Consider the following 19,869-nt stretch of genomic DNA (forward strand, 5'->3'; position numbering starts at 1 on the left):
TGGTGCAGTGACTCTCCGCCTCTACGACACCCGCGCACAGCAGCTGCGCGACTTCGTGCCGCTCGACGCCGGGAACATCACGATGTACGTATGCGGCCCGACCGTGCAGTCCGGCCCCCACATCGGTCATGTCCGCGCTGCCCTGAGCTTCGACATCCTCCGCCGTTGGCTCACCCGGCGCTATGGTCGTGTGACCTTCGTGCGCAACGTCACCGATATCGATGACAAGGTCCTCGTCAACGCCACGGCCGCCGAGCCCTGGTGGGCGTTGGCCTACCGGATGGAGCAGCAGTTCACGGCGGCATATGCGGGTGTCGGAATCCTTCCGCCGACGTATGAGCCTCGCGCGACGGCATCCATCCCGCAGATGCAGGAGCTCATCGAGACCCTGATCGAGCGCGGACACGCGTATCCCGCGCCTGACGGCTCGGGTGACGTGTACTTCGACGTGCGGTCCTGGTCGGAGTACGGCGCGCTCACACATCAGTCGGTCGACGCGATGGAGGCCGCGGAAGACGCGGATCCTCGAGGCAAGCGCAACCCCCAGGACTTCGCCCTCTGGAAGGGCGCAAAGCCCGAAGAGCCCGCGGACGCCATCTGGGCGTCGCCGTGGGGCGAGGGCCGCCCCGGGTGGCACATCGAGTGCTCCGCCATGGCGAAGCGCTATCTCGGTTCCGAGTTCGACATTCACGGTGGAGGGCTCGACCTGCGGTTCCCGCACCATGAGAACGAGCTCGCACAGTCCACGGCGGCCGGTGTTGGGTTCGCCCAATACTGGGTGCACAACGGCCTGGTGACCGTCGACGGGCAGAAGATGTCGAAGTCGCTCGGCAACTTCACGCTCGCCGCCGACGTGCTCGCCGAGCACGACACCCTCGTCGTCCGTTATGCGCTCGCCGCCGCGCACTACCGATCGAGCCTCGACCTCACCGAGTCGTCCTGGTCCGAGGCCGAGGCCGCACTCGGACGGATCACGACATTCCTCGCGAGGGCGGAGCGGGCAGTCCTCCACAGCGACGACGAGAGCGGCGACACCGAACTGCCTGTGGAGTTCGAGCTCGCGATGGACGACGATCTCGGTGTACCGCAGGCGCTCGCCGTGGTCCACGAGTCCGTACGTCGGGGCAATGGTGCTCTGGATGCCGGCGACATCGCCGAAGCCGAGCGCACACTGCGCGAGGTCGCAGCGATGACGCGAGTGCTGGGCATCCATCCGCTCGATTCCGAACGGACTACGGGGGACGGAGCTGCAGCATCCGCTCTCGACGCGCTCGTGCAGACGATGATCGCGCAGCGAGCCCAGGCACGGGCCGACAAGGACTGGGCGGCAGCCGACCGCATCCGCGACGCGATCGCAGCGGCCGGTATCGCTCTTGAAGACACAGCAGACGGAACTCATTGGAGTATTGATGGCTAAGCCACAGCGCCCAGGCGCAAGCAACGGCAAGAAGAAGGGCCCACTCAAGGGCACCGGCGGACTCGGGCGCAAGTCGCTCGAAGGCCGCGGGCCGACCCCGAAGGCGGAGGATCGAGCCTGGCACCCTGCAGGCAAGCGCAAGGCTGCCGCCGAGCGCTATGCGGCTTCGGCGGGCAAGGGTCGCCCCGGCGGACGCGCGAACAGCGCGGGCAACCAGAACCGCTCGTCCAAGGCGAAGTCCGGCGACGAGACCGAGAACGTCACCGGACGCAATTCGGTGTTGGAGGCGTTGCGGGCGAAGATCCCTGCAACGGCGTTCTACATCGCGCAGCGCGTCGAGATGGACGACCGTGTCAAGGAGATGCTCTCGATCGCCACGCATCGTGGCATCCCCGTGATGGAGGTCACGCGGCAGGAGCTTGACCGCATGGCCGGCTTCGACGGAGTGCACCAGGGCGTCGCCCTCAAGGTGCCCCCGTACGAGTACGCGCACCCGCAGGACCTGCTCGAGCAGGTCATCGACCGCGGTGAGCTGCCGCTCTTCGTCGCGCTGGACGGCATCACAGACCCGCGCAACCTCGGTGCGATCATCCGCTCGACAGCCGCTTTCGGCGGACACGGCATCATCCTGCCGCAGCGTCGCTCGGCGGGAGTGAACTCGGCGGCCTGGAAGACGAGCGCCGGAGCCGCGGCTCGCATCCCCGTGGCGATGGCGACGAACCTGACCACGCAGCTGAAGGAGTTCAAGAAGCAGGGCGTGTTCGTGATCGGCCTCGACGGCGGCGGCGACGTGTCACTGCCCGACCTCGCGCTCGCCGATCGTCCCGTCGTCATCGTCGTCGGCTCCGAAGGCAAGGGGCTCTCGCGTCTCGTCACGGAGAACTGCGACCAGATCGTGTCGATCCCGATCTCTGCGGCCACCGAATCGCTGAACGCCGGCATCGCGGCATCCGTCGCGCTGTACCAGGTGTCGACGGTGCGCGCGAAGTCATAACCGAAGATCAGGGAGACGTCATGGCTCGCATCGCCGTCATCGGAGGTACCGGCTATGCCGGCTCGAACATCGTCGCCGAGGCGGTGTCGCGCGGTCATTCGGTGATCTCGATCGCCCGCTCCATCGCCGCTGAGCGCGTCGAGGGCGCGGTGTACCTCGAGGGCAACATCCTGGACGTGCCGAGTCTGCTCGAGCAGATCGACGAAGCGGACGTCGTCATCCAGGCGCTGTCGCCGCGCGGAGACATGGTCGGTAAGGTTCGCCCGGCGACCGCCGAACTCTTCGCGGCACTGCCGGATGAGGTGCGTCTCGGCGTCGTCGGGGGAGCGGGCGGCAGTCTGGTCGCCCCCGACGGGCCGCGGCTCGTGGATGCCGACTTCGCCGAGGAGTTCAAGGATGAGGCGATGGAAGCCGTCGGCGTGCTGGAGGACCTTCGGAAGTCTCCGGAGAACAAGGACTGGTTCTTCGTGCACCCGGCGGCGGGATTCGGCAACTGGGCGCCCGGCGAGCGGACCGGCACCTATCGCGATGGCGGCCAGGTGATGGTCGTGGATGCCGCGGGCGAGTCGTACATCTCCGGGCGCGACCTCGGCGTCGCGTTCGTCGACGAGATCGAGAATCCCCGGCATCGCCGGGAGAACTTCGCCGTGGGCTACTGATCCTCAGACCAGGTCTCGCCAGTCGACCTCACCGGTGTCTTCGGTGACCACAGCGCCGGTCACCACCGGCAGGGACATGGTCTCAGTCGGCGGCCCCATGATCGTGGCCTCATCACGGCGATGCCGCAGCACATCGTTGATGTACGACGTCAGCACCTCGGCGAGCGGGACGGATCGTCCGTTCGCCTGTGAGAGGTACCAGCGGTGCTCGAGCACCTGGTGGAACACCTCGGCCGGCTCGAGCTTGGCGCGCAGCTCGTAGGGGATCGCACGCACCACGGGCTCGAACACCCGGGTGAGCCACTCATGCGCGTACATCTCCTCATCCGCCCACTCCTTCTTGGAGCGTGCGCGGAACTCGTCGAGGTCGTTCAGCAGCCTTCGAGCCTGGTTCTCCTCGACGTCGAGCCCTGTGAGCCGGATGAGCCGGCGCTGGTGATGACCGGCATCCACCACCTTCGGCTGGATCTCGACGACGGTGCCGTCGCCGGTCGTCGTCATCGACATCTCATCGATGTCGAAGCCGAGCGCGTTCAATCGTTCGACGCGTTCTGTGATGCGCCATGTCTCGTTCGCCGAAAACGACTCCTCGGCGGTGAGGGCAGCCCACAGCGAGTGGTACGAGGACACGATGCCGTCCGCGATGGCGACGGCATCCACGCCGTGCTCGAGGCGGCCACCGGCGGCGAGGTCCATGATCTCGCCGGCGATGTTCGTGCGGGCGAGATCCAGGTCGTAGAGGCGCTGCCCTTCGGTGAGCCCCTCTTCGTGCAGTTCACCGGTCTCGGCATCCACCAGATAGGCGGCGAAGGCACCGGCGTCGCGGCGGAAGAGCGTGTTCGACAGGGAGACATCGCCCCAGTAGAAGCCGACGTTGTGCACACGGACGAGCAGCAGCGCCAGCGCGTCGACGAGGCGGGTCGCGGTATCGGGGCGCAGGACGCGGGTGAAGAGCGCCCGATACGGCATCGAGAAGCGCAGATGCGATGTCACCAGCACAGCCGGGAGCGGGGTGCCTGCGGCATCGGAGCGCCCCGCGATCACGGCGACGCGGTCGACGCACGGTACATCGAGCCTGGCGAGGTTGCCGAGCATGTCGTATTCGCGCTGCGCCATCTCGGCTGTGGTCTCCTTGACGGCGACGACCCGGCCAGACAGATCGGCGAACCGAACCAGATGCCTGGAGAGACCTTTCGGCAGCGAGACGATGCGCTCGGAGGGCCATTTCGCGAGCGGCGTCGACCAGGGCAGGGACAGCAGCTCAGGGTTGACCTTGCTGGCGGTGATGCGCAGTGCGTCCTGCATGTGGCTCCCGGGGAAACGACACGGCGCGGGTGACCCGAAGGTCAGCCCGCGCCGTGTGCGATGGAACTTACGAGGCCGAGACGACCGGCTTGTCGTTCAGACGCAGACCGGACTCGATGTCGAACGCGTGGACGTGGCCAGCGGATGCTGCGAGCGTGACCGTCTCGCCGGCGTTCGGGTGGCTGCGGCCGTCGACGCGAGCGACCAGGTCGGTGCGCTTACCGTTGATCTCGGTGTGACCGTAGAGGTAACCGTCAGCACCGAGCTCCTCGACGAGGTCCACCGTGACCGAGAGGCCCTTGCCGTCGGCGGGGCCGACGACGATGTCCTCGGGGCGGACGCCCACCGTGACCTGGCTGCCGTTCGCGCGACCGACCGTGTCGCGGTCGAGCGGGACGACCTCGGACCCGAAGCGGACTCCGCCTTCGGCGAGGTCTGCCGAGAAGAGGTTCATGGCGGGCGAGCCGATGAATCCGGCGACGAACACGTTCTCCGGCTTCTCGTACAGGTCGCGCGGCGTGCCGACCTGCTGCAGGAGACCGTCCTTGAGGACGGCGATGCGGTCACCCATGGTGAGCGCCTCGGTCTGGTCGTGCGTGACGTAGACCGTGGTGACGCCGAGGCGACGCTGCAGCGATGCGATCTGCGTGCGCGTCTGCACGCGGAGCTTCGCGTCGAGGTTCGACAGCGGCTCGTCCATGAGGAACACCTGCGGCTGGCGGACGATCGCGCGACCCATCGCGACGCGCTGACGCTGACCACCGGAGAGCGCCTTCGGCTTGCGGGTCAGGTACTCCTCGAGGTCGAGGAGCTTGGCGGCCTCGAGAACGCGCGCTGCGCGCTCTTCCTTGTTGACGCCGGCGATCTTCAGGGCGAAGCCCATGTTCTCAGCGACTGTCATGTGCGGGTAGAGCGCGTAGTTCTGGAAGACCATCGCGATGTCGCGGTCCTTCGGCGGCACGTCGGTGACGTCGCGGTCACCGATCAGGATGCGGCCGTCGTTGACCTCTTCGAGGCCGGCGAGCATGCGAAGCGAAGTGGACTTACCGCAGCCGGAAGGGCCGACGAGGACGAGGAACTCGCCATCTGCGACCTCGAGGTCGAGCTTGTCGACTGCCGGGCGGGTGCCGCCGGGGTAAAGACGCGTCGCCGCATCGAAAGTGACAGATGCCATTGTTTTCTCCTTCACCGGCAGGTACGTGCCGGACGATCCGTTGTGATGGATGCGGTGGGTATGAGCCACCGTGGCCCGCCATCGGGCCGAGTCAAGTATGGCACGGGGCGGCCGCACCTGGGTATTTCCCAGCCTGACTGGTTAACATCGAATGCGGTCCTGCTTGTGAAGAGGACGCCGGGGAGCCCGTCCCCATCAAGACTTTCAAGAGGAACGATGTCGAGCGACGAAACGCCGAACGTCCCCACCCCTCGCAATTCGCGTGAGGCGGTACGGGAGAAGGCACAGAAGGTGCACGCCAAGCAGTCGAGGGCGCGCATCATGCGACGGATCATCGTCGGCGCTGTCGCCATCGTCGCGGTCGCGGCGATCGGCACCGCCGTGGCCATGGCTGTCACGTCTTCGGTCTCGAAGCCGACGCTGAGCCCGACTGGGATGGATGCCGACGGCATCGTCGTGAACACGGCCCCCAGTGTCGGCGCCGACGACGTGCCCGAGACGCCAACCCCGGAAGAGACCGAGGGTGGTGGCGCAGGAGAGACCGCCGAACCGACACCGGAACCCACGGAATCGCCGGCCGCCGTCGACGTGCACATCTACGTCGACTACCTCTCACCCGGCGCAGGCGACTTCGAGCGGGCGAACGCACGTCAGCTCGCCGGATGGATAAACGAGGACGCGGTCACGGTCACCTATCACCCGGTGTCGATGCTCACCGCCAGTTCCAACGGGACGAAGTACTCGCTGCGCTCGGCGGCAGCAGCTGCCTGCGTCGCGACGCACTCTCCGGCACAGTTCTACCCGTTCAACCACGAACTGCTCGTCGACCAGCCTGAGATGGACACCGACGGCCGCTCGGACGTCGAACTCGCCGATCTGGCGATCGCGGTCGGCGTCGACGACGCCAAGGTCGTGCGCAACTGCATCGAGAACGGCGACTACGCCTCCTGGGCCAAGGAAGCGACGTCTCGTGCACTCGAGGGCCCGCTCGTCGGTTCAGAGGACCTCGTGCTGACCAGCGCCCCGATGGTCGTCGTGAACGGCGAGGCCTACGTCGGCTCGCTGAAGGACCCTGTCGAGTTCGCGCAGTTCGTGCTCACAGTGGCCAGCGACACGGAAGATTCCTCGTCACCGACGCCCACACCCACCGCGTCTGAGACCCCGGCAGCCTAGGCCGGTTCAGAGACGTGCTCCGGTCTCGCTAAACTGGACACGTTCGCCGACTTAGCTCAGCTGGTAGAGCACCTGTCTTGTAAACAGGATGTCACGGGTTCGAATCCCGTAGTCGGCTCCGAAAGAATGACACCGTTCCCGCCTCAGCACTCTTGCGTTGTGCCAGGATCGTGGCCATGGACTACACGCATCTCGGTCGCACCGGCACGTCGGTTTCACGGATCGTCCTCGGCACCATGAACTTCGGTGACCGCACCTCGGAAGAGGATGCGTTCGCGATCATGGACCGCGCCCTTGAGCTGGGGGTGAACTTCTTCGACACGGCGAACGCCTATGGGGGCTCCGCAGGGCGAGGCGCCACCGAGGAGATCATCGGGCGATGGTTCGCGGCCCGACCCGGCGTGCGCGATGACATCGTGCTCGCCACGAAGGTGCATTCACCGATGGTCAGCCCCACCGATGATGGCGACGTCGTCAACGCGCGTGGTGCGTCAGCGTGGCAGGTCCGCCGAGAAGCAGCCGCCTCGTTGCGCCGGCTGCAGACCGACCGGATCGACCTCTACCAGTTCCACCACATCGACCGCCACATCTCCTGGCAAGAGCTGTGGCAGGCGATGGAGGTGCTGGTGGCTCGAGGCGAAGTCGTCTATACCGGCAGCTCGAACTTCGCGGCGTGGAACATCGCTCAGGCCAACGAGATCGCGCAGCAGCGTCATTTCCTGGGTCTCGTGAGTGAGCAGTCCCTCTACAACCTCACTCAGCGTTCGATCGAGCTCGAGGTCATCCCCGCAGCGCAGAGCTACGGACTCGGCATCCTGCCCTGGTCGCCGCTTGCCGGCGGCCTGCTGAGCGGCGGATCGTCGGATGCGAACGCCCGCTCCAACGCGGATCGGGTGGCCTCCGCACGCGAGAAGCGTCGAGAACAGCTCGACGCGTACGAGCTCTTCGCGCAGGAGCGCGGGTGGACGCCTTCTGCACTGGGCCTTGCCTGGTTGCTGCACCAGCCAGGCGTCACCGGGCCCATCATCGGCCCACGCACTGTCGCTCAGCTCGAGTCGGCGGTGTCCGCATTGGAGATCACGCTCAGCGTGGACGACCTCCAGGGCCTCGACGAGATCTTCCCGGGCCCCGGTGGGCAAGCGCCAGAGGCATACGCCTGGTAGAGGCGGAAAGCTCCGGGAGTGAGCGCGATCGGCTACCGCGCGCTGTTCGGCTTCCGTCCGCGCCTCGGGCGATTGTTCCACGCCTCGACCGCCTCCGGGGTGAGGTCGTCACGATCCCACAGGTAGCCCGAGACGTTCCCGATCGGGTCGATGAACGAGTCGCTCGCGGATGACGCGTCACCGGAGTCACGGCGGCGCATCGTCTGGCGCAGCGACACCGGTGTCACGCCGAGCAGCTCTGCGACTTCGTCGATCGTCGCATAGCGTGCGGCGAAGCGCGGCTCTGCTGTCGCGTCGCGCAGGGCACGAGGGCGGGAGCCGCCCGGTTCAGATCCCATGGGAACTCCTCCTTGTGTGAAGCCTCACGATAGCTGAGGTCCGCCCCGCCGCGGATAGCATGACCGCATGGACGACGCCCTCACGCGCCTGGATCTGGCGGGCACGCACAACTTCCGCGAGGTCGCTCCTGGCGTGTTGACACCCGGCACGCTGTATCGCTCCGACGCGCTGCACCGGCTCACCCGTGAGGGGCGCAGGAAGCTGCGGCAACTCGGCATCCGACAGGTCATCGACCTGCGCTCGGCGTTCGACCGGCGAATCGGAGGCCGCGACCGGCTGCGTGGCACGGGTGCGACGCGGGTGTCGGTGCCCATCGATGGTGCTCCGCGCACGTTCGATCCCCGCACCCTGACCTTGCAGACGGTGTACGAGACGGTGCTCACCCGTCATCAGGGCGACCTCGGACGCATCATCCGGACAGTCGCGTCGACGGATGCGCCCGTCCTGGTCCACTGCACGGCAGGCAAGGATCGCACCGGTCTCGTAGTGGCGCTCATCCTTACGGCGCTCGACATCGACCGCGACATCATCCTGACCGATTACGCGGCAACGGCAGCGAACCTGTCGGGGGAGTGGACAGAGCGGATGCTGCGCAAGATGCGACGCTTCCGCGTGCCGATCACGGACAACCTGGTGGAGGTGCTGGCAGGATCCCCTGTCACGGCGTTGAGCGGCGCATTCGACTGGCTCGACCGTGAGCACGGCGGCGCCCTGGCCTATCTGCAGAAGGCCGGTGTCGACGAACGCGTGCGCGATCGGCTGCGAAAAAAGCTCATCCACGTCTCCGAATGACATGCGGCATGCCCGACTACGGGCGCGGCGAGACCGTGATCCGTTCTGCCAGCTGACCCGAGGCGAGGATCGCCTCGTCGATCAGCTCTCGACTTGGCGGCCCGGTCAACCACTCCTGGCTCAGTCCTGGCGGGATCAGCACCGGCATCCGGTCATGGAATTCTTTGAGGTGCTCCGCGGCCGGCGCCATCACGATCGAATAGCACGTGATCCACTCTCCCTCCGGCGTACGACCGCGCTGCGTCACGGCAGCCATGCCGAAGAGCGCCTGGTTGTCGAGGGCGAACTCGTGCCAGACCCTGGCGGGCTTCTGCATCTCATACCACCCGGTCGATGGCACGATCGCGCGGGTCTTCAGACCACCCGGACGCTCCTGCAGGCGTTCGGAGCGAGTGTTGATCGAGGGGAACTTCGCCGGTTCGCCGTTCACGAGGTAACCCCACCACGCCGGCTCGAGCACAGTGCCTTCGCCCTCCGGCACCAGCAGCGGATTCAGGTTGCGCAGGTTCTTGCCGGTAGGACGCAGCGTCTCGCCCGCGTTCTTCTCGGCCCAGCTCCGCAGGCCCTCGATGACATCCGCGTCCGCCGTGGCAAGCAGCTCGGCGTCAGTGAAACGGGGATCCAATCCATAGCTCGCGCACATGCCGCAAGAGTAGCGCCGACCTGTGACTTCGGGCACGGGTGGCTGCTCGGGTAGTGTGCTCAGGTGACCGCGACCCTTCCCGCGCCGGTGGCGCTCGGCGGCGCTGTCGCGATCGGCGCCATGACGGCGGTCCAAGCGCGCATCAACGGCGTGCTCGGCGTGCGCATCGATGATGGCATCGTCGCCGGACTCGTCTCCTTCGCGGCCGGGCTGGTCGTCCTGATCGTCGTCACGATCGCCCTGCCGTCGGCTCGTGCTGGTGCCGGACGCCTCTGGCGCGGCGTCCGCTCTCGCACCATTCCGACGTGGATGCTGCTGGGCGGCGCCTGCGGAGCGCTCACGGTCTCGACGCAGGGCGTGACCGCGGGTGTACTCGGGGTCTCGCTGTTCACGGTCGGCGTCGTCGCAGGCCAGACCGTGCACGGACTGGTGCTCGACCGGATCGGCTTCGGGCCCGCCGGAGTCGTCGCGGTGACACCGGGGCGCGTGCTCGGCGGCGCCTTCGCTCTCGCCGCTGTGGGGATCTCACTCAGCGGTGACGTCATCGCGAGCACGCCGCTGTGGCTCCTGCTGCTGCCTTTCGCGGCAGGCGTCGGCATCGCGTGGCAGGCGGCCGCGAACGGACGCCTCGCCCAGCGAGTGAGCTCACCCATGACGGCGACGTTGATGAGTTTCCTCACCGGGACCGCCGTGCTGATCGTCGCGGCCTCCATCAGCGTCGCGGTGCGCGGCATGCCCGAGTCATTGCCGGCAGAGCCATGGCTGTACCTCGGCGGATTGCTCGGCTTCGCGTACATCCTGCTGGGTGCGGCGATCGTCGCGCACACCGGGGTTCTGCTGCTCGGGCTCGGTTCCGTGCTCGGACAGTTGACGACCTCGGTGGCCATCGATCTGCTGTGGCCGCCGGCATCCGGCCCCGCGCCCTGGCAGTTGGCACTGATGGTCAGCGTCGCCGTGGCCTCTGTCGTGGTGGCGCTGCCCTGGCGCCGACGGCGACGCTGACTACTTCGTCTTCTTCGTCTTCTTGGTCTTCGCAGGCATCCGCGTCAGCATCGCTCTGGCATCGACGCTCTTGCGACGCCCCGGCTTCTTGCCGGCCGGTTTGCCGCCGACGTAAAGCCAGCCGAGCAGTTCCTCGTCCTTCTTCAGGCCGTGTGCCTTCGCGACCGCCTTGGAACGCGTGTACTCGCCGGTGCGCCAGAGCACACCCCAGCCGGCCTCGTCGAGCAGAAGGCTCAGCGTGTGCGCGACACCGGAGGCGACGGCCTCCTGCTCCCAGCGCGGCACCTTGTCGCTCTTGCGGAAACTCGCGACCACGGCGATGAGCAGAGGCGCGCGCAACGGCTTGGACGACGGCTCCTTGTCGCCCTGGGCCTTGGCCATCGCCTTGCCGAGTGTGATGCGATCATCACCGCGCAGCTCGATCAGACGCCACGGACGCAGCGATGAGTGGTCGGCGACGCGTCCAGCGGCGGCGACCAGCGGCAGCAGCTCTTCACGCGTCGGGGCGACCTCGGTGACCTTCGACCAGGAATGCCGCGCCCTCACGGCATCGAGTGCGCTCACGCCTCGGCGTCGCCGGGGGTGAAGTTCAGGGCGAGAGAGTTCATGCAGTAGCGGTCTCCCGTCGGGGTGCCGAACCCGTCCGGGAACACGTGGCCGAGGTGGGAGCCGCAGTTCGCGCAGCGCACCTCGGTGCGCTGCATGCCCAGCGTGTTGTCCTCGATGAGCTGCACCGCGTCGGGGCGGATCGACTCGTAGAAGCTCGGCCACCCGCATCCGGAGTCGAACTTCGTCCCGCTCTTGAACAGCTCGACACCGCACGCGCCGCATGTGTAGAGACCGGCGCGCTCCTCGTCGAGAAGTTCACCGGTCCACGCGCGCTCGGTGGCGGACTGGCGCAGCACTGCATACTGCTCCTCGCCGAGTTCGGCGCGCCACTCGTCTTCGGTCTTCTTCACGCTGTAGTCCATGGTGCCTCCTGAGTCCCTTCCATTCTGCCCCTCCCAGGAGGTCACGGCGTCGCAGGCGGGTCAGTTCTCGCGCGAGAATGAGGGCATGACGGATGCTGTGCGCGAACGCTACGGACGTTTCGCCAGGCAGGAGGCGCCAGGACGCTCGGTGCTCTACGAGGAATGGGCGATCGGTGTCGAGCGCGATGCCGCCGTGCAGGCGGTGCTCGCGCGCATCCCCGCGACGCACCGGCAGCCGCCCCTCGTCTTCGCTGTGACCCGGATGCTCGGTGCTCCACTTGCGGGCTTCGATCAGTGGCGCAGTTTCCTTCTCGCGCACGCCGACGAGGTCGTGGCCGAGTGCACTGTCCGCCGCTTGCAGACCAACGAACCGCTGCGGCTCGCACCGCTGCTGCCTGTGCTCTCAGAGATCGATGGCCCCATCGCGCTACTGGAGATCGGAGCATCCGCTGGCCTGTGTCTGTATCCCGACCGCTATTCGTATCGTTTCGTCGACGAGGGCGGCGCGCTGCGCGCGGCACTCGACCCGGATGACGGACCGTCGGAGGTCGTGCTGACGAGCGAGGTGCGAGGCAGGATTCCACGACTCAGGATGCCGCAGGTCGTCTGGCGAGCCGGCATCGACCTTGATCCGCTCGACGCGCGGGATCCGGGCGACCGAGCCTGGCTGCGGGGTCTCGTCTGGCCCGGGGAAGCGGGGAGGGAGGATCGCATCATGACCGCTCTCGATGTGGCCGCCGCTGACCCGCCGCTGCTCGTGCGCGGTGACGCCGGTGCGCGGCTCGCATCGGTCGCGGCATCCGCACCCCGCGACGCGACTCTCGTGATCACGACGCCTGGAGTGCTCGCCCACATCCCGTGGGCAGCACGGCAGGCTCTCATCGCGCAGGTGCAGGCACTGCCTGCCCGGTGGATCACGATCGACTCCCCGTCGCTGCACGAGGCATGGCGTCCACCGGTGGATGCCGAGACCTGGCCGTCGTTCGTGGTCGCGCTCGATGGCGGGGTACGTGCGGCTGCCGACCCATTGGGGCAATGGTGGGAGTGGCGCACCGCCGCGGGCGACCTTCGCGCTTAGCCTGGACGCATGCTCGGAGACCTCACCGATCGCGACCGCGCGATCCTCACGCTCGAGGCGCGTTGGCCGCGCCACGGCGGGGCGAAGGAAGAAGCGATCCGCAGCACCCTCGGCATGAGCCCCGCGCGCTATTACCAGTTGCTCGGCCGCCTCATCGACACCGAGCAGGCGCTGGAGCACGATCCGCTGCTCGTGCGTCGCCTCCGGCGGCTTCGTGAGAGCAGGACCGCTCAGCGGGTGTCCAGGATGCGCGGATTCGCCGGCTGAAGCCTCGGCGCGCATCGGCTGTGAGTGGATTCTCGGCGACGGGCAGATAGCATCGTCGGGTGTCCAAGTCCGTGAGAGATCGATTCGATGATGTTGCCCATGCCTCCGGACGTGTGGGAGCGCATCGCGCTGAAGCTCCGGGGATGAACGGCTGGGCCGTGCTGCTGTGGTCGTTCGTCGCGGCGCTCGTCCTGATCGTCGTCGGCATCTTCGTCGCCCTCGTGCTGATGGGCCGCATCAACCTGTTCCCATCGGCGGAGCCGAGCATCGCGCCGACCCCCGAGGTCACTGGCGTCGTCGACACGAGCTACACCGTGCTCGTGCTCAACGCCACCGGCGAGGACGGCCTTGACGTGCAGATGCGGGAGACCATCGTCAACAACGGCTGGGACGCTGATTCGGTCAGCTATGGACCGGCCGGTGAGCAGGGCTTCGCGGACACGACCGTCTACTACGTCTCCGAAGCGGATGAGCTGGCCGCGATCGGCCTCGCGGACGTCATCGGCGGCGCGGAGGTCGCGCAGAACGATTTCTACGCAGACCCGAACGATCCTGAACAGAAGCAGCTCGTGATCGTCATCGGGGCCGATCGTTCGACGGCGGCGCCCGACGATGCAGAGACTCCCTCGGAATAGACGTCGCTCGCGGCTTGCACTCGATGGGGTCGAGTGCCAGAATGGGCGTTAGCACTCGCATACCCTGAGTGCTAATCAGAACGTCTACGTCCAGGAGGGACGACAAAACTCATGGCAAAGATCATCGCTTTCGATGAGGAGGCCCGCCGCGGCCTCGAGCGTGGCTTGAACATCCTCGCCGACGCTGTCAAGGTGACCCTCGGCCCGCGCGGTCGCAACGTCGTGCTCGAGAAGAAGTGGGGCGCCCCCACGATCACGAACGACGGTGTGTCGATCGCCAAGGAGATCGAGCTGGACGACCCGTACGAGAAGATCGGCGCGGAGCTCGTCAAGGAGGTCGCCAAGAAGACCGACGACGTCGCAGGTGACGGAACCACCACCGCGACCGTCCTCGCCCAGGCGCTCGTTCGCGAGGGCCTGCGCAACGTCGCAGCCGGCGCCGACCCGATCTCGCTCAAGCGCGGCATCGAGAAGGCCGTCGCCGCCATCACCGCGGAGCTGCTCGCCAGCGCCAAGGAGATCGACTCCAAGGAGCAGATCGCCGCTACGGCATCCATCTCCGCCGCCGACACCGAGATCGGCGAGCTCATCGCCGAGGCGATCGACAAGGTCGGCAAGGAAGGCGTCGTCACCGTCGAGGAGTCGCAGACCTTCGGCACCGAGCTCGAGCTCACCGAGGGCATGCGCTTCGACAAGGGCTACCTGAACCCGTACTTCGTGACGGATGCAGACCGCCAGGAGGCCGTGTTCGAGGAGCCCTACATCCTCATCGCGAACTCGAAGATCTCGAACATCAAGGATCTTCTCCCCGTCGTCGACAAGGTGATCCAGGACGGCAAGGAGCTCGTCATCATCGCCGAGGACGTCGAGGGCGAGGCTCTTGCGACTCTCGTGCTGAACAAGATCCGCGGCATCTTCAAGTCGGCTGCCGTCAAGGCTCCCGGCTTCGGCGACCGTCGTAAGGCTCAGCTGCAGGACATCGCGATCCTCACCGGTGGTCAGGTCATCACCGAAGAGGTCGGCCTCAAGCTCGAGAACACCACGCTCGACCTCCTGGGCCGTGCGCGCAAGGTCATCATCACCAAGGACGAGACCACCATCGTCGAGGGTGCTGGCGAGACCGACCAGATCGAGGGTCGCGTGACGCAGATCCGCCGCGAGATCGAGAACACCGACAGCGACTACGACCGCGAGAAGCTCCAGGAGCGTCTCGCCAAGCTCGCCGGCGGCGTTGCCGTCATCAAGGCGGGTGCAGCGACCGAGGTCGAGCTCAAGGAGCGCAAGCACCGCATCGAGGACGCCGTTCGCAACGCGAAGGCAGCCGTCGAAGAGGGCATCGTCCCCGGTGGTGGAGTCGCACTCATCCAGGCCGGCACGAAGGCTCTCGACGCTCTTGAGCTCACGGGTGACGAGGCGACCGGTGCGAACATCGTTCGCGTCGCCATCTCGGCTCCGCTCAAGCAGATCGCGCTCAACGCCGGTCTCGAGCCCGGTGTCGTCGCTCACAAGGTCTCCGAGCTGACCAGCGGTCACGGCCTCAACGCCGCGACCGGTGAGTACGTGGAGATGTTCGCGGCCGGCATCATCGACCCGGCCAAGGTCACGCGCTCGGCTCTGCAGAACGCAGCCTCGATCGCTGGCCTCTTCCTCACCACTGAGGTCGTCGTCGCCGACAAGCCCGAGAAGGCCGCTGCTCCGGCAGGCGACCCGACGGGTGGCATGGACTTCTGAGTCCACGACGCTGACAGAAACGCCCCGGCCTCGGCCGGGGCGTTTCTGCGTTCCGTGGGGGGTGACGGAACAGGCTCTGCGTCAGCGGAACAGACTGGCCGAGTACTGATCTGCATCCGAGTACTGCGTCGCAGCGGAGCCGAGGGCTGCGCTGATCGATTCCAGCACCTGCTCGACGTGCAGTTGCGCGGCGCTCCATTGGTCGCTGCACCCCTGGAATGCGACCGATGCGGTGCCGGTCCAGGACGACTGCAGTTGAGTGAGCTGCGCCTTCAACGCGAGCGATTCGCTGCGCAGCCTCTCCATGGTTGCTCGGGTGGCACCTGTGGCGGCGAAGACCGCTTCGGTGTCGACGGTGTAGACGGACATGGGAACTCCTCTCATCGGAGCTCTGACGATACGAGCGCGTCTGCGTCCACGGATGCCGCGAAACGGCATCCGTGGATGACTTCGCCGATCTCCCGAATATGCAGGAGGGGTCAGAGCGAGTCGAGATCGAGATGCTCGATCGGCTGCGTGTCCTCCAGCAGATGCTCCGGGGTGGCGTGCGCCGGCGCGAGGGGGAGCGTCACCGTGAACGTCGCGCCGCCGCCGGGGGTCTCATCCACCCGCACCGTGCCGTGCAGCGCGGACACGATCGATGCGACGATCGCCAGACCGAGCCCTGATCCGCCGGTCTCCCGCGCGCGCGAGGTGTCCGCCCGCCAGAACCGCTCGAAGATCTGCTCGCGGATCTGCGGCGGGATGCCGTCGCCATGATCGACGATCGAGATGCTACCGGTGCCGGCAGAGCGATCGGAGTCGACGACGAGCTCGATCGGGCTGTCCTCGCTGGAGAACCGGCGGGCGTTGCCCAGCAGGTTCGCAACTACCTGACGCACTTTGTTCTCTTCGCCGAGGACGATCGGCGGCGTGCGCACTGGCGTGTCCTGAGCCTCGGTGAAGTCGATCTCCGGCCGCCCGGTCTCGGTGTTCCGCGATCGACGACGCAGCCGTGCGAGAGCCCCGGTACGGTTCCTGCCGGTCGTCGGGGTGCTCGTCGTGTCCGGATCCGGAGGCTGCGGGCGCTGGGGGGCGCTGGTGACCGCATCGGCCGTCCTGTCGACGACGGTGATGGTGCGACCTGGAGCGGCAGCGCGCACATCGAGTGCGGCGTCCCTGGCGACGGGTCGCAGGTCGAGCGGCGCGATCTCCGGTTCGCGTTCCTCGTCGAGGCGGGCGAGCGCGAGCAGGTCCTCCACGAGCACACCCATCCGGATCGCCTCCTTCTCGATGCGCTCCATGGCCCTTGCCGTGTCCTCCTCACCGCGGATGGCGCCCATCCGATAGAGCTCTGCATAGCCGCGGACGCTCACGAGGGGGGTACGCAGCTCGTGGCTCGCATCGCCGATGAAGCGGCGCATGTGCTGGACGGTGCGATCTCGCTGGGCGATGGACTGGTCTATGCGCTCGAGCATGGTGTTGATCGCGAAATTGAGGCGTCCGACCTCGGTGGTGGGCTCGAGGTCCGTGAGTCGCTGACTGAAATCGCCGGAGGCGATCAGCATGGCGGTGGATTCCACCTGGCTGAGGCGACGGAACGTGAGGGTGACGAGGCCGCGGATCAACAGTGCCGCGATCAGGATCGTCACCAGGGCGACCGTCGTGTACACACCGAAGTAGGTGGCGATGATGCGATCGGCCTCTTCGAGGGGGAGGGCGACGTACTGCACGTACAGCGTGCCGCTGGGACCGTCACTGACCACGACCGAGCCGTGGAAGGCGCTGCCGTCCTCGCCCTGCAGCGGGATGGCCTTCACCTCTTCCAGGGCGTGGGCCTGCGCGATCGTCATCGTCTCCGGGAACTCCGGAGCCGTGGCATCAGTCCCGCCACCGGCCTCGGCGAGCAGTGTGCCGTCGGCGGCGTACACCGCGAAGAAGTACTCGGATGAGCGGGGGGCGTTCTCCGAGGGGGAGAGCTCGAGGTTGCCGTCGACCACATCCATGTCGAACCAGCGACTGGTCAGGTCGCTCGTCACGAGAGACGGAAGCTGCGCGTCGATGTTGTCGATCAGGGAGTTGCGCAGAAGCGGGACGGTGCCGATCCCGGCGACGACGAGGCCCAGTGCGAGCACGGCGACGGTGACGCCGGTGACCTTCGCGCGAAGACTGATCCGCCGCCACCAGCCGGTGACGGCGTCAGGCTGGTGCCCCATGCGGCTCCCCTTCGAGGGTTATTTCCCCACCTTCAGCATGTAGCCGAAGCCGCGCTTGGTCTGGATGACGGACTCTTCCGTGTGCGGGTCGATCTTGCGACGCAGGTACGAGATGTAGCTCTCCACGATGCCCGCATCGCCGTTGAAGTCGTACTCCCAGACGTGGTCGAGGATCTGTGCCTTCGACAGGACACGGTTCGGGTTCAGCATGAGGTAGCGCAGCAGCTTGAACTCGGTCGGGCTGAGTTCGATCGGCTCCTTGCCGACGAACACATCGTGAGTGTCCTGATCCATCGACAGTTCGCCGGCGCGGATGATCGACTCCTCGTCGGCCTGCATGGTGCGGCGGAGGATGGCCTGGGCGCGGGCGACGATCTCATCGAGCGCGAACGGCTTGGTGACATAGTCGTCGCCACCGGCGTTGAGGCCCTCGATCTTGTCCTGCGTGTCGTCCTTCGCTGTGAGGAACAGGATCGGTGCGGTGAAACCCGCGCCGCGGAGGCGCTTGGTCACACTGAACCCGTTCATGTCGGGCAGCATCACATCGAGGATGATGAGGTCGGGTTCCTCCTCGAGCACTGCGGAGATCGTTGCGGCGCCGTTGGCGACCGTCTTCACCTGAAATCCGGCGAAGCTGAGACCCGTGGAAAGCAGGTCGCGGATGTTCGGCTCGTCGTCGACGACCAGGATGCGCGCATCAGTCATGTCCCCATTATGGTGACTTCGCTGATGCAGTGGCTGATCATTTGCCGGAGCGGCGGTTCACGAGGCTGGCCCGTGCACCGCCGCGGCGACGGCGACGGTGATGGATGCTTCGACCGGAGCATCCGGATCGACGGTGATCCTGTGCAGCAGGAGGCCGTCGCACGCGGCCATGAGCAGCGGTGCGCGTTCGCCCGCCTCTTGCCCGCCGATGGCCGAGAGCAGCGAGCGCGTCCACTCCTCGAAGATCCGGCGCTGGCGACGCAAAGGCGCCACGGTTTCGTCGTCGACGGCCTCGAGGAAGAGTGCGTACCGGGCGCGGGTGCGAGCTGCTCTGGGACCGGACTCGATCTCCATCATCTGCGTGAGCATGTCCGTCAGACCCTGCTCCGTGGTGATCGGCCCGGGGAAGCCGCCCTCGGCGCGCTCGCTCTCGGCTATCCAATCGATCACTCCGGCCAGCAGAGCGGCGCGCGTGCGGAAATGGTTGGAGGTGGAGCCGGGCGGGAGAGACGCCGCGGCATCCACTCGCCCATGCGTGAGCGCGCGGATCCCCTCCGTGCCGATGAGGATCACGGCGGCATCCAGGGCGCGATGTCTGGTGCTGCTCATGACCCGAGCGTAGGCCACTACATTTCTAGTGGCAAATATACTATGAACGTAGTAAAGTCGGAACAGGGCCGAGTCGACCCGGAAAAACAGCGACTTGGAGGTCTCCTCATGGACACACCGGCATCCCCGCAGGAATCGCTTCGAGGGGCCTGGTCGCCACCGCTTCCCGAGGCCGATGGCTTCGAGCACGCGATGATCGAGACTCCGGGTCTGCGTACGCATGTCGCGTCCATCGGGCACGGGGATCCGGTGGTGATGCTGCATGGTTTCCCGGAGCACTGGTGGCAGTGGCGAGTGATCGCGCCGGCGATCGCCGCGCACGGGTATCGTGTGATCTGCCCTGACTTGCGCGGCTCGGGCTGGACGGAGGCGGCGGATCCGCGATTCGGCCCCGAGTCGCAGGTCGACGACATCGAGGTCGTGCTCGACGTGCTCGGCGTCCAGCGGGCGCACTTCGTCTGTCACGACATGGGTGCGATCTCCGGGATGCAACTCTCCTATCGGCACCCGGAGCGGGTGCGGACGATGGTCACACTCGCGGTGCCTCCGGGGTTCATGGAGTTCTCGCCGAAGGTGATGCGCGCCTTCGAGCACATGCCCAAGCTGTTGATGCATCGCCCTGGCCGATCACTGCGCTACCTCTTCAGCCCGCGCTACATGGCCCGGCCGCTGTCGGAGCAGGCGATCGAGGCGTACCTGCGGCCGCACCAGCGGCCCGAGCTCGAGCAGGCCGTGCGGGCGTTGTACCGCGGCATGGTCATGGCTGTCTCGTTCCGTCTGGTGGGCGGGGTGTACAAGCGAATGCGGCTGCATCCCTCGACGCTCGTCGTGTTCGGACGCAGCGATTGGCCGTTCACCGAGGACACGGTGCGCCGTGTCTGCCGATATCACGAGAAGCACGCAGATCGCTTCGAGCTCGCTTTCGTCGACGACGCAGCGCACTTCATCACCGACGATGCGCCGGATGCCGTCACCGCGCTCGCGCTGGACTGGTTCGCCCGCGAGGGGTGAGACGGC

General features: G+C 66.9%; 22 protein-coding genes and 1 tRNA gene. 13 read left to right on the forward strand and 10 right to left on the reverse strand.

The window, feature by feature from the left end; genetic code table 11:
- The first annotated feature begins 7 nt into the window (after positions 1-7).
- The 3 genes from cysS to ACP7AR_RS00470 are packed head-to-tail and all read left to right on the forward strand — an operon-like array spanning position 8 to position 3,070.
- Complete coding sequence (gene cysS, locus ACP7AR_RS00460; RefSeq protein WP_426181336.1) at positions 8-1,417, forward strand: cysteine--tRNA ligase; 1,410 nt, start codon at positions 8-10, stop codon at positions 1,415-1,417.
- Positions 1,410-2,411 carry a 23S rRNA (guanosine(2251)-2'-O)-methyltransferase RlmB gene (gene rlmB / locus ACP7AR_RS00465; RefSeq protein WP_426181339.1) on the forward strand — a complete coding sequence of 334 codons (1,002 nt, stop codon included), beginning with the start codon at positions 1,410-1,412 and terminating at the stop codon, positions 2,409-2,411. Before cysS ends, rlmB begins: the two co-directional genes overlap by 8 nt.
- A 20-nt stretch (positions 2,412-2,431) precedes the next feature.
- Positions 2,432-3,070 (forward strand): NAD(P)-dependent oxidoreductase, encoded by a 639-nt coding sequence (locus ACP7AR_RS00470; RefSeq protein ID WP_426181342.1) that lies wholly within the window; start codon positions 2,432-2,434, stop codon positions 3,068-3,070.
- Positions 3,071-3,073: 3 nt separating this feature from the next.
- Here ACP7AR_RS00470 and ACP7AR_RS00475 read toward each other — a convergent pair whose 3' ends face one another.
- Positions 3,074-4,375, reverse strand: a complete 1,302-nt coding sequence (locus tag ACP7AR_RS00475; protein WP_426181344.1) for a DUF4032 domain-containing protein — start codon at positions 4,373-4,375, stop codon at positions 3,074-3,076.
- 67 nt (positions 4,376-4,442) lie between these two features.
- On the reverse strand, positions 4,443-5,549 hold the full coding sequence (locus ACP7AR_RS00480; RefSeq protein WP_426181347.1) for an ABC transporter ATP-binding protein: 1,107 nt from the start codon (positions 5,547-5,549) through the stop codon (positions 4,443-4,445).
- A 216-nt stretch (positions 5,550-5,765) separates the two neighbouring features.
- Between ACP7AR_RS00480 and ACP7AR_RS00485 the strand changes: the two genes are divergently transcribed.
- The 3 genes from ACP7AR_RS00485 to ACP7AR_RS00495 all read left to right on the forward strand — a co-directional run bounded on the left by ACP7AR_RS00485 (position 5,766) and on the right by ACP7AR_RS00495 (position 7,885).
- Positions 5,766-6,722 (forward strand): DsbA family protein, encoded by a 957-nt coding sequence (locus ACP7AR_RS00485; protein WP_426181349.1) that lies wholly within the window; start codon positions 5,766-5,768, stop codon positions 6,720-6,722.
- Positions 6,723-6,767: 45 nt separating this feature from the next.
- Positions 6,768-6,840: transfer RNA gene (locus tag ACP7AR_RS00490), tRNA-Thr, on the forward strand.
- A gap of 58 nt (positions 6,841-6,898) precedes the next feature.
- Positions 6,899-7,885, forward strand: coding sequence for an aldo/keto reductase (locus tag ACP7AR_RS00495; protein WP_426181352.1), 987 nt, complete (start codon positions 6,899-6,901; stop codon positions 7,883-7,885).
- A 32-nt stretch (positions 7,886-7,917) separates the two neighbouring features.
- Here the strand turns inward: ACP7AR_RS00495 and ACP7AR_RS00500 are convergent, their stop codons facing one another.
- On the reverse strand, positions 7,918-8,223 hold the full coding sequence (locus ACP7AR_RS00500) for a hypothetical protein (protein WP_426181354.1): 306 nt from the start codon (positions 8,221-8,223) through the stop codon (positions 7,918-7,920).
- Between the two features lie 67 nt (positions 8,224-8,290).
- Here ACP7AR_RS00500 and ACP7AR_RS00505 point away from each other — a divergent pair, with 67 nt between their 5' ends.
- On the forward strand, positions 8,291-9,016 hold the full coding sequence (locus ACP7AR_RS00505) for a tyrosine-protein phosphatase (protein WP_426181357.1): 726 nt from the start codon (positions 8,291-8,293) through the stop codon (positions 9,014-9,016).
- Between the two features lie 16 nt (positions 9,017-9,032).
- Here the strand turns inward: ACP7AR_RS00505 and ACP7AR_RS00510 are convergent, their stop codons facing one another.
- Complete coding sequence (locus ACP7AR_RS00510; RefSeq protein ID WP_426181359.1) at positions 9,033-9,659, reverse strand: SOS response-associated peptidase family protein; 627 nt, start codon at positions 9,657-9,659, stop codon at positions 9,033-9,035.
- An 87-nt stretch (positions 9,660-9,746) separates the two neighbouring features.
- Between ACP7AR_RS00510 and ACP7AR_RS00515 the strand changes: the two genes are divergently transcribed.
- Positions 9,747-10,661, forward strand: coding sequence for a DMT family transporter (locus ACP7AR_RS00515; protein WP_426187553.1), 915 nt, complete (start codon positions 9,747-9,749; stop codon positions 10,659-10,661).
- On the opposite strand, the gene ACP7AR_RS00520 is transcribed toward ACP7AR_RS00515, so the two are convergent.
- Positions 10,662-11,225 carry a nitroreductase family protein gene (locus ACP7AR_RS00520; RefSeq protein ID WP_426181362.1) on the reverse strand — a complete coding sequence of 188 codons (564 nt, stop codon included), beginning with the start codon at positions 11,223-11,225 and terminating at the stop codon, positions 10,662-10,664. It lies immediately after the preceding gene.
- Positions 11,222-11,632 (reverse strand): peptide-methionine (R)-S-oxide reductase MsrB, encoded by a 411-nt coding sequence (gene msrB / locus ACP7AR_RS00525; RefSeq protein ID WP_426181365.1) that lies wholly within the window; start codon positions 11,630-11,632, stop codon positions 11,222-11,224. The genes ACP7AR_RS00520 and msrB overlap by 4 nt, the downstream gene beginning before the upstream one ends.
- Positions 11,633-11,717: 85 nt before the next feature.
- Between msrB and ACP7AR_RS00530 the strand changes: the two genes are divergently transcribed.
- The 4 genes from ACP7AR_RS00530 (at position 11,718) to groL (ending at position 15,343) form a co-directional block, all read left to right on the forward strand.
- Positions 11,718-12,710 (forward strand): DUF2332 family protein, encoded by a 993-nt coding sequence (locus tag ACP7AR_RS00530; RefSeq protein WP_426181368.1) that lies wholly within the window; start codon positions 11,718-11,720, stop codon positions 12,708-12,710.
- Between the two features lie 9 nt (positions 12,711-12,719).
- A complete protein-coding gene (locus tag ACP7AR_RS00535; protein WP_426181370.1) occupies positions 12,720-12,977 on the forward strand; it encodes a DUF3263 domain-containing protein in 258 nt (85 codons plus the stop codon).
- 143 nt (positions 12,978-13,120) lie between these two features.
- Positions 13,121-13,612, forward strand: a complete 492-nt coding sequence (locus ACP7AR_RS00540) for a LytR C-terminal domain-containing protein (RefSeq protein ID WP_426181373.1) — start codon at positions 13,121-13,123, stop codon at positions 13,610-13,612.
- A 111-nt stretch (positions 13,613-13,723) separates the two neighbouring features.
- Positions 13,724-15,343: a chaperonin GroEL gene (groL, locus tag ACP7AR_RS00545; RefSeq protein ID WP_259063833.1), complete on the forward strand. Its 1,620-nt coding sequence runs from the start codon at positions 13,724-13,726 to the stop codon at positions 15,341-15,343.
- An 81-nt stretch (positions 15,344-15,424) separates the two neighbouring features.
- Here the strand turns inward: groL and ACP7AR_RS00550 are convergent, their stop codons facing one another.
- The 4 genes from ACP7AR_RS00550 to ACP7AR_RS00565 all read right to left on the reverse strand — a co-directional run bounded on the left by ACP7AR_RS00550 (position 15,425) and on the right by ACP7AR_RS00565 (position 18,852).
- The gene (locus tag ACP7AR_RS00550; protein WP_259063832.1) at positions 15,425-15,712 is read right to left on the reverse strand and encodes a WXG100 family type VII secretion target; all 288 of its coding nucleotides are present in this window, start codon (positions 15,710-15,712) and stop codon (positions 15,425-15,427) included.
- A 110-nt stretch (positions 15,713-15,822) separates the two neighbouring features.
- Positions 15,823-17,538: an ATP-binding protein gene (locus ACP7AR_RS00555; protein WP_426181376.1), complete on the reverse strand. Its 1,716-nt coding sequence runs from the start codon at positions 17,536-17,538 to the stop codon at positions 15,823-15,825.
- An 18-nt stretch (positions 17,539-17,556) separates the two neighbouring features.
- On the reverse strand, positions 17,557-18,243 hold the full coding sequence (locus tag ACP7AR_RS00560) for a response regulator transcription factor (protein WP_033106665.1): 687 nt from the start codon (positions 18,241-18,243) through the stop codon (positions 17,557-17,559).
- A gap of 57 nt (positions 18,244-18,300) precedes the next feature.
- Positions 18,301-18,852 (reverse strand): TetR/AcrR family transcriptional regulator, encoded by a 552-nt coding sequence (locus tag ACP7AR_RS00565; protein ID WP_426181378.1) that lies wholly within the window; start codon positions 18,850-18,852, stop codon positions 18,301-18,303.
- A 108-nt stretch (positions 18,853-18,960) separates the two neighbouring features.
- On the opposite strand from ACP7AR_RS00565, the gene ACP7AR_RS00570 reads away from it, so the two are divergent.
- Positions 18,961-19,863, forward strand: coding sequence for an alpha/beta fold hydrolase (locus ACP7AR_RS00570; protein WP_426181381.1), 903 nt, complete (start codon positions 18,961-18,963; stop codon positions 19,861-19,863).
- The last annotated feature ends 6 nt before the right edge of the window (positions 19,864-19,869 follow it).

The sequence above is a fragment of the Microbacterium sp. TWP3-1-2b2 genome (assembly GCF_049896145.1).
Lineage (GTDB): Bacteria > Actinomycetota > Actinomycetes > Actinomycetales > Microbacteriaceae > Microbacterium.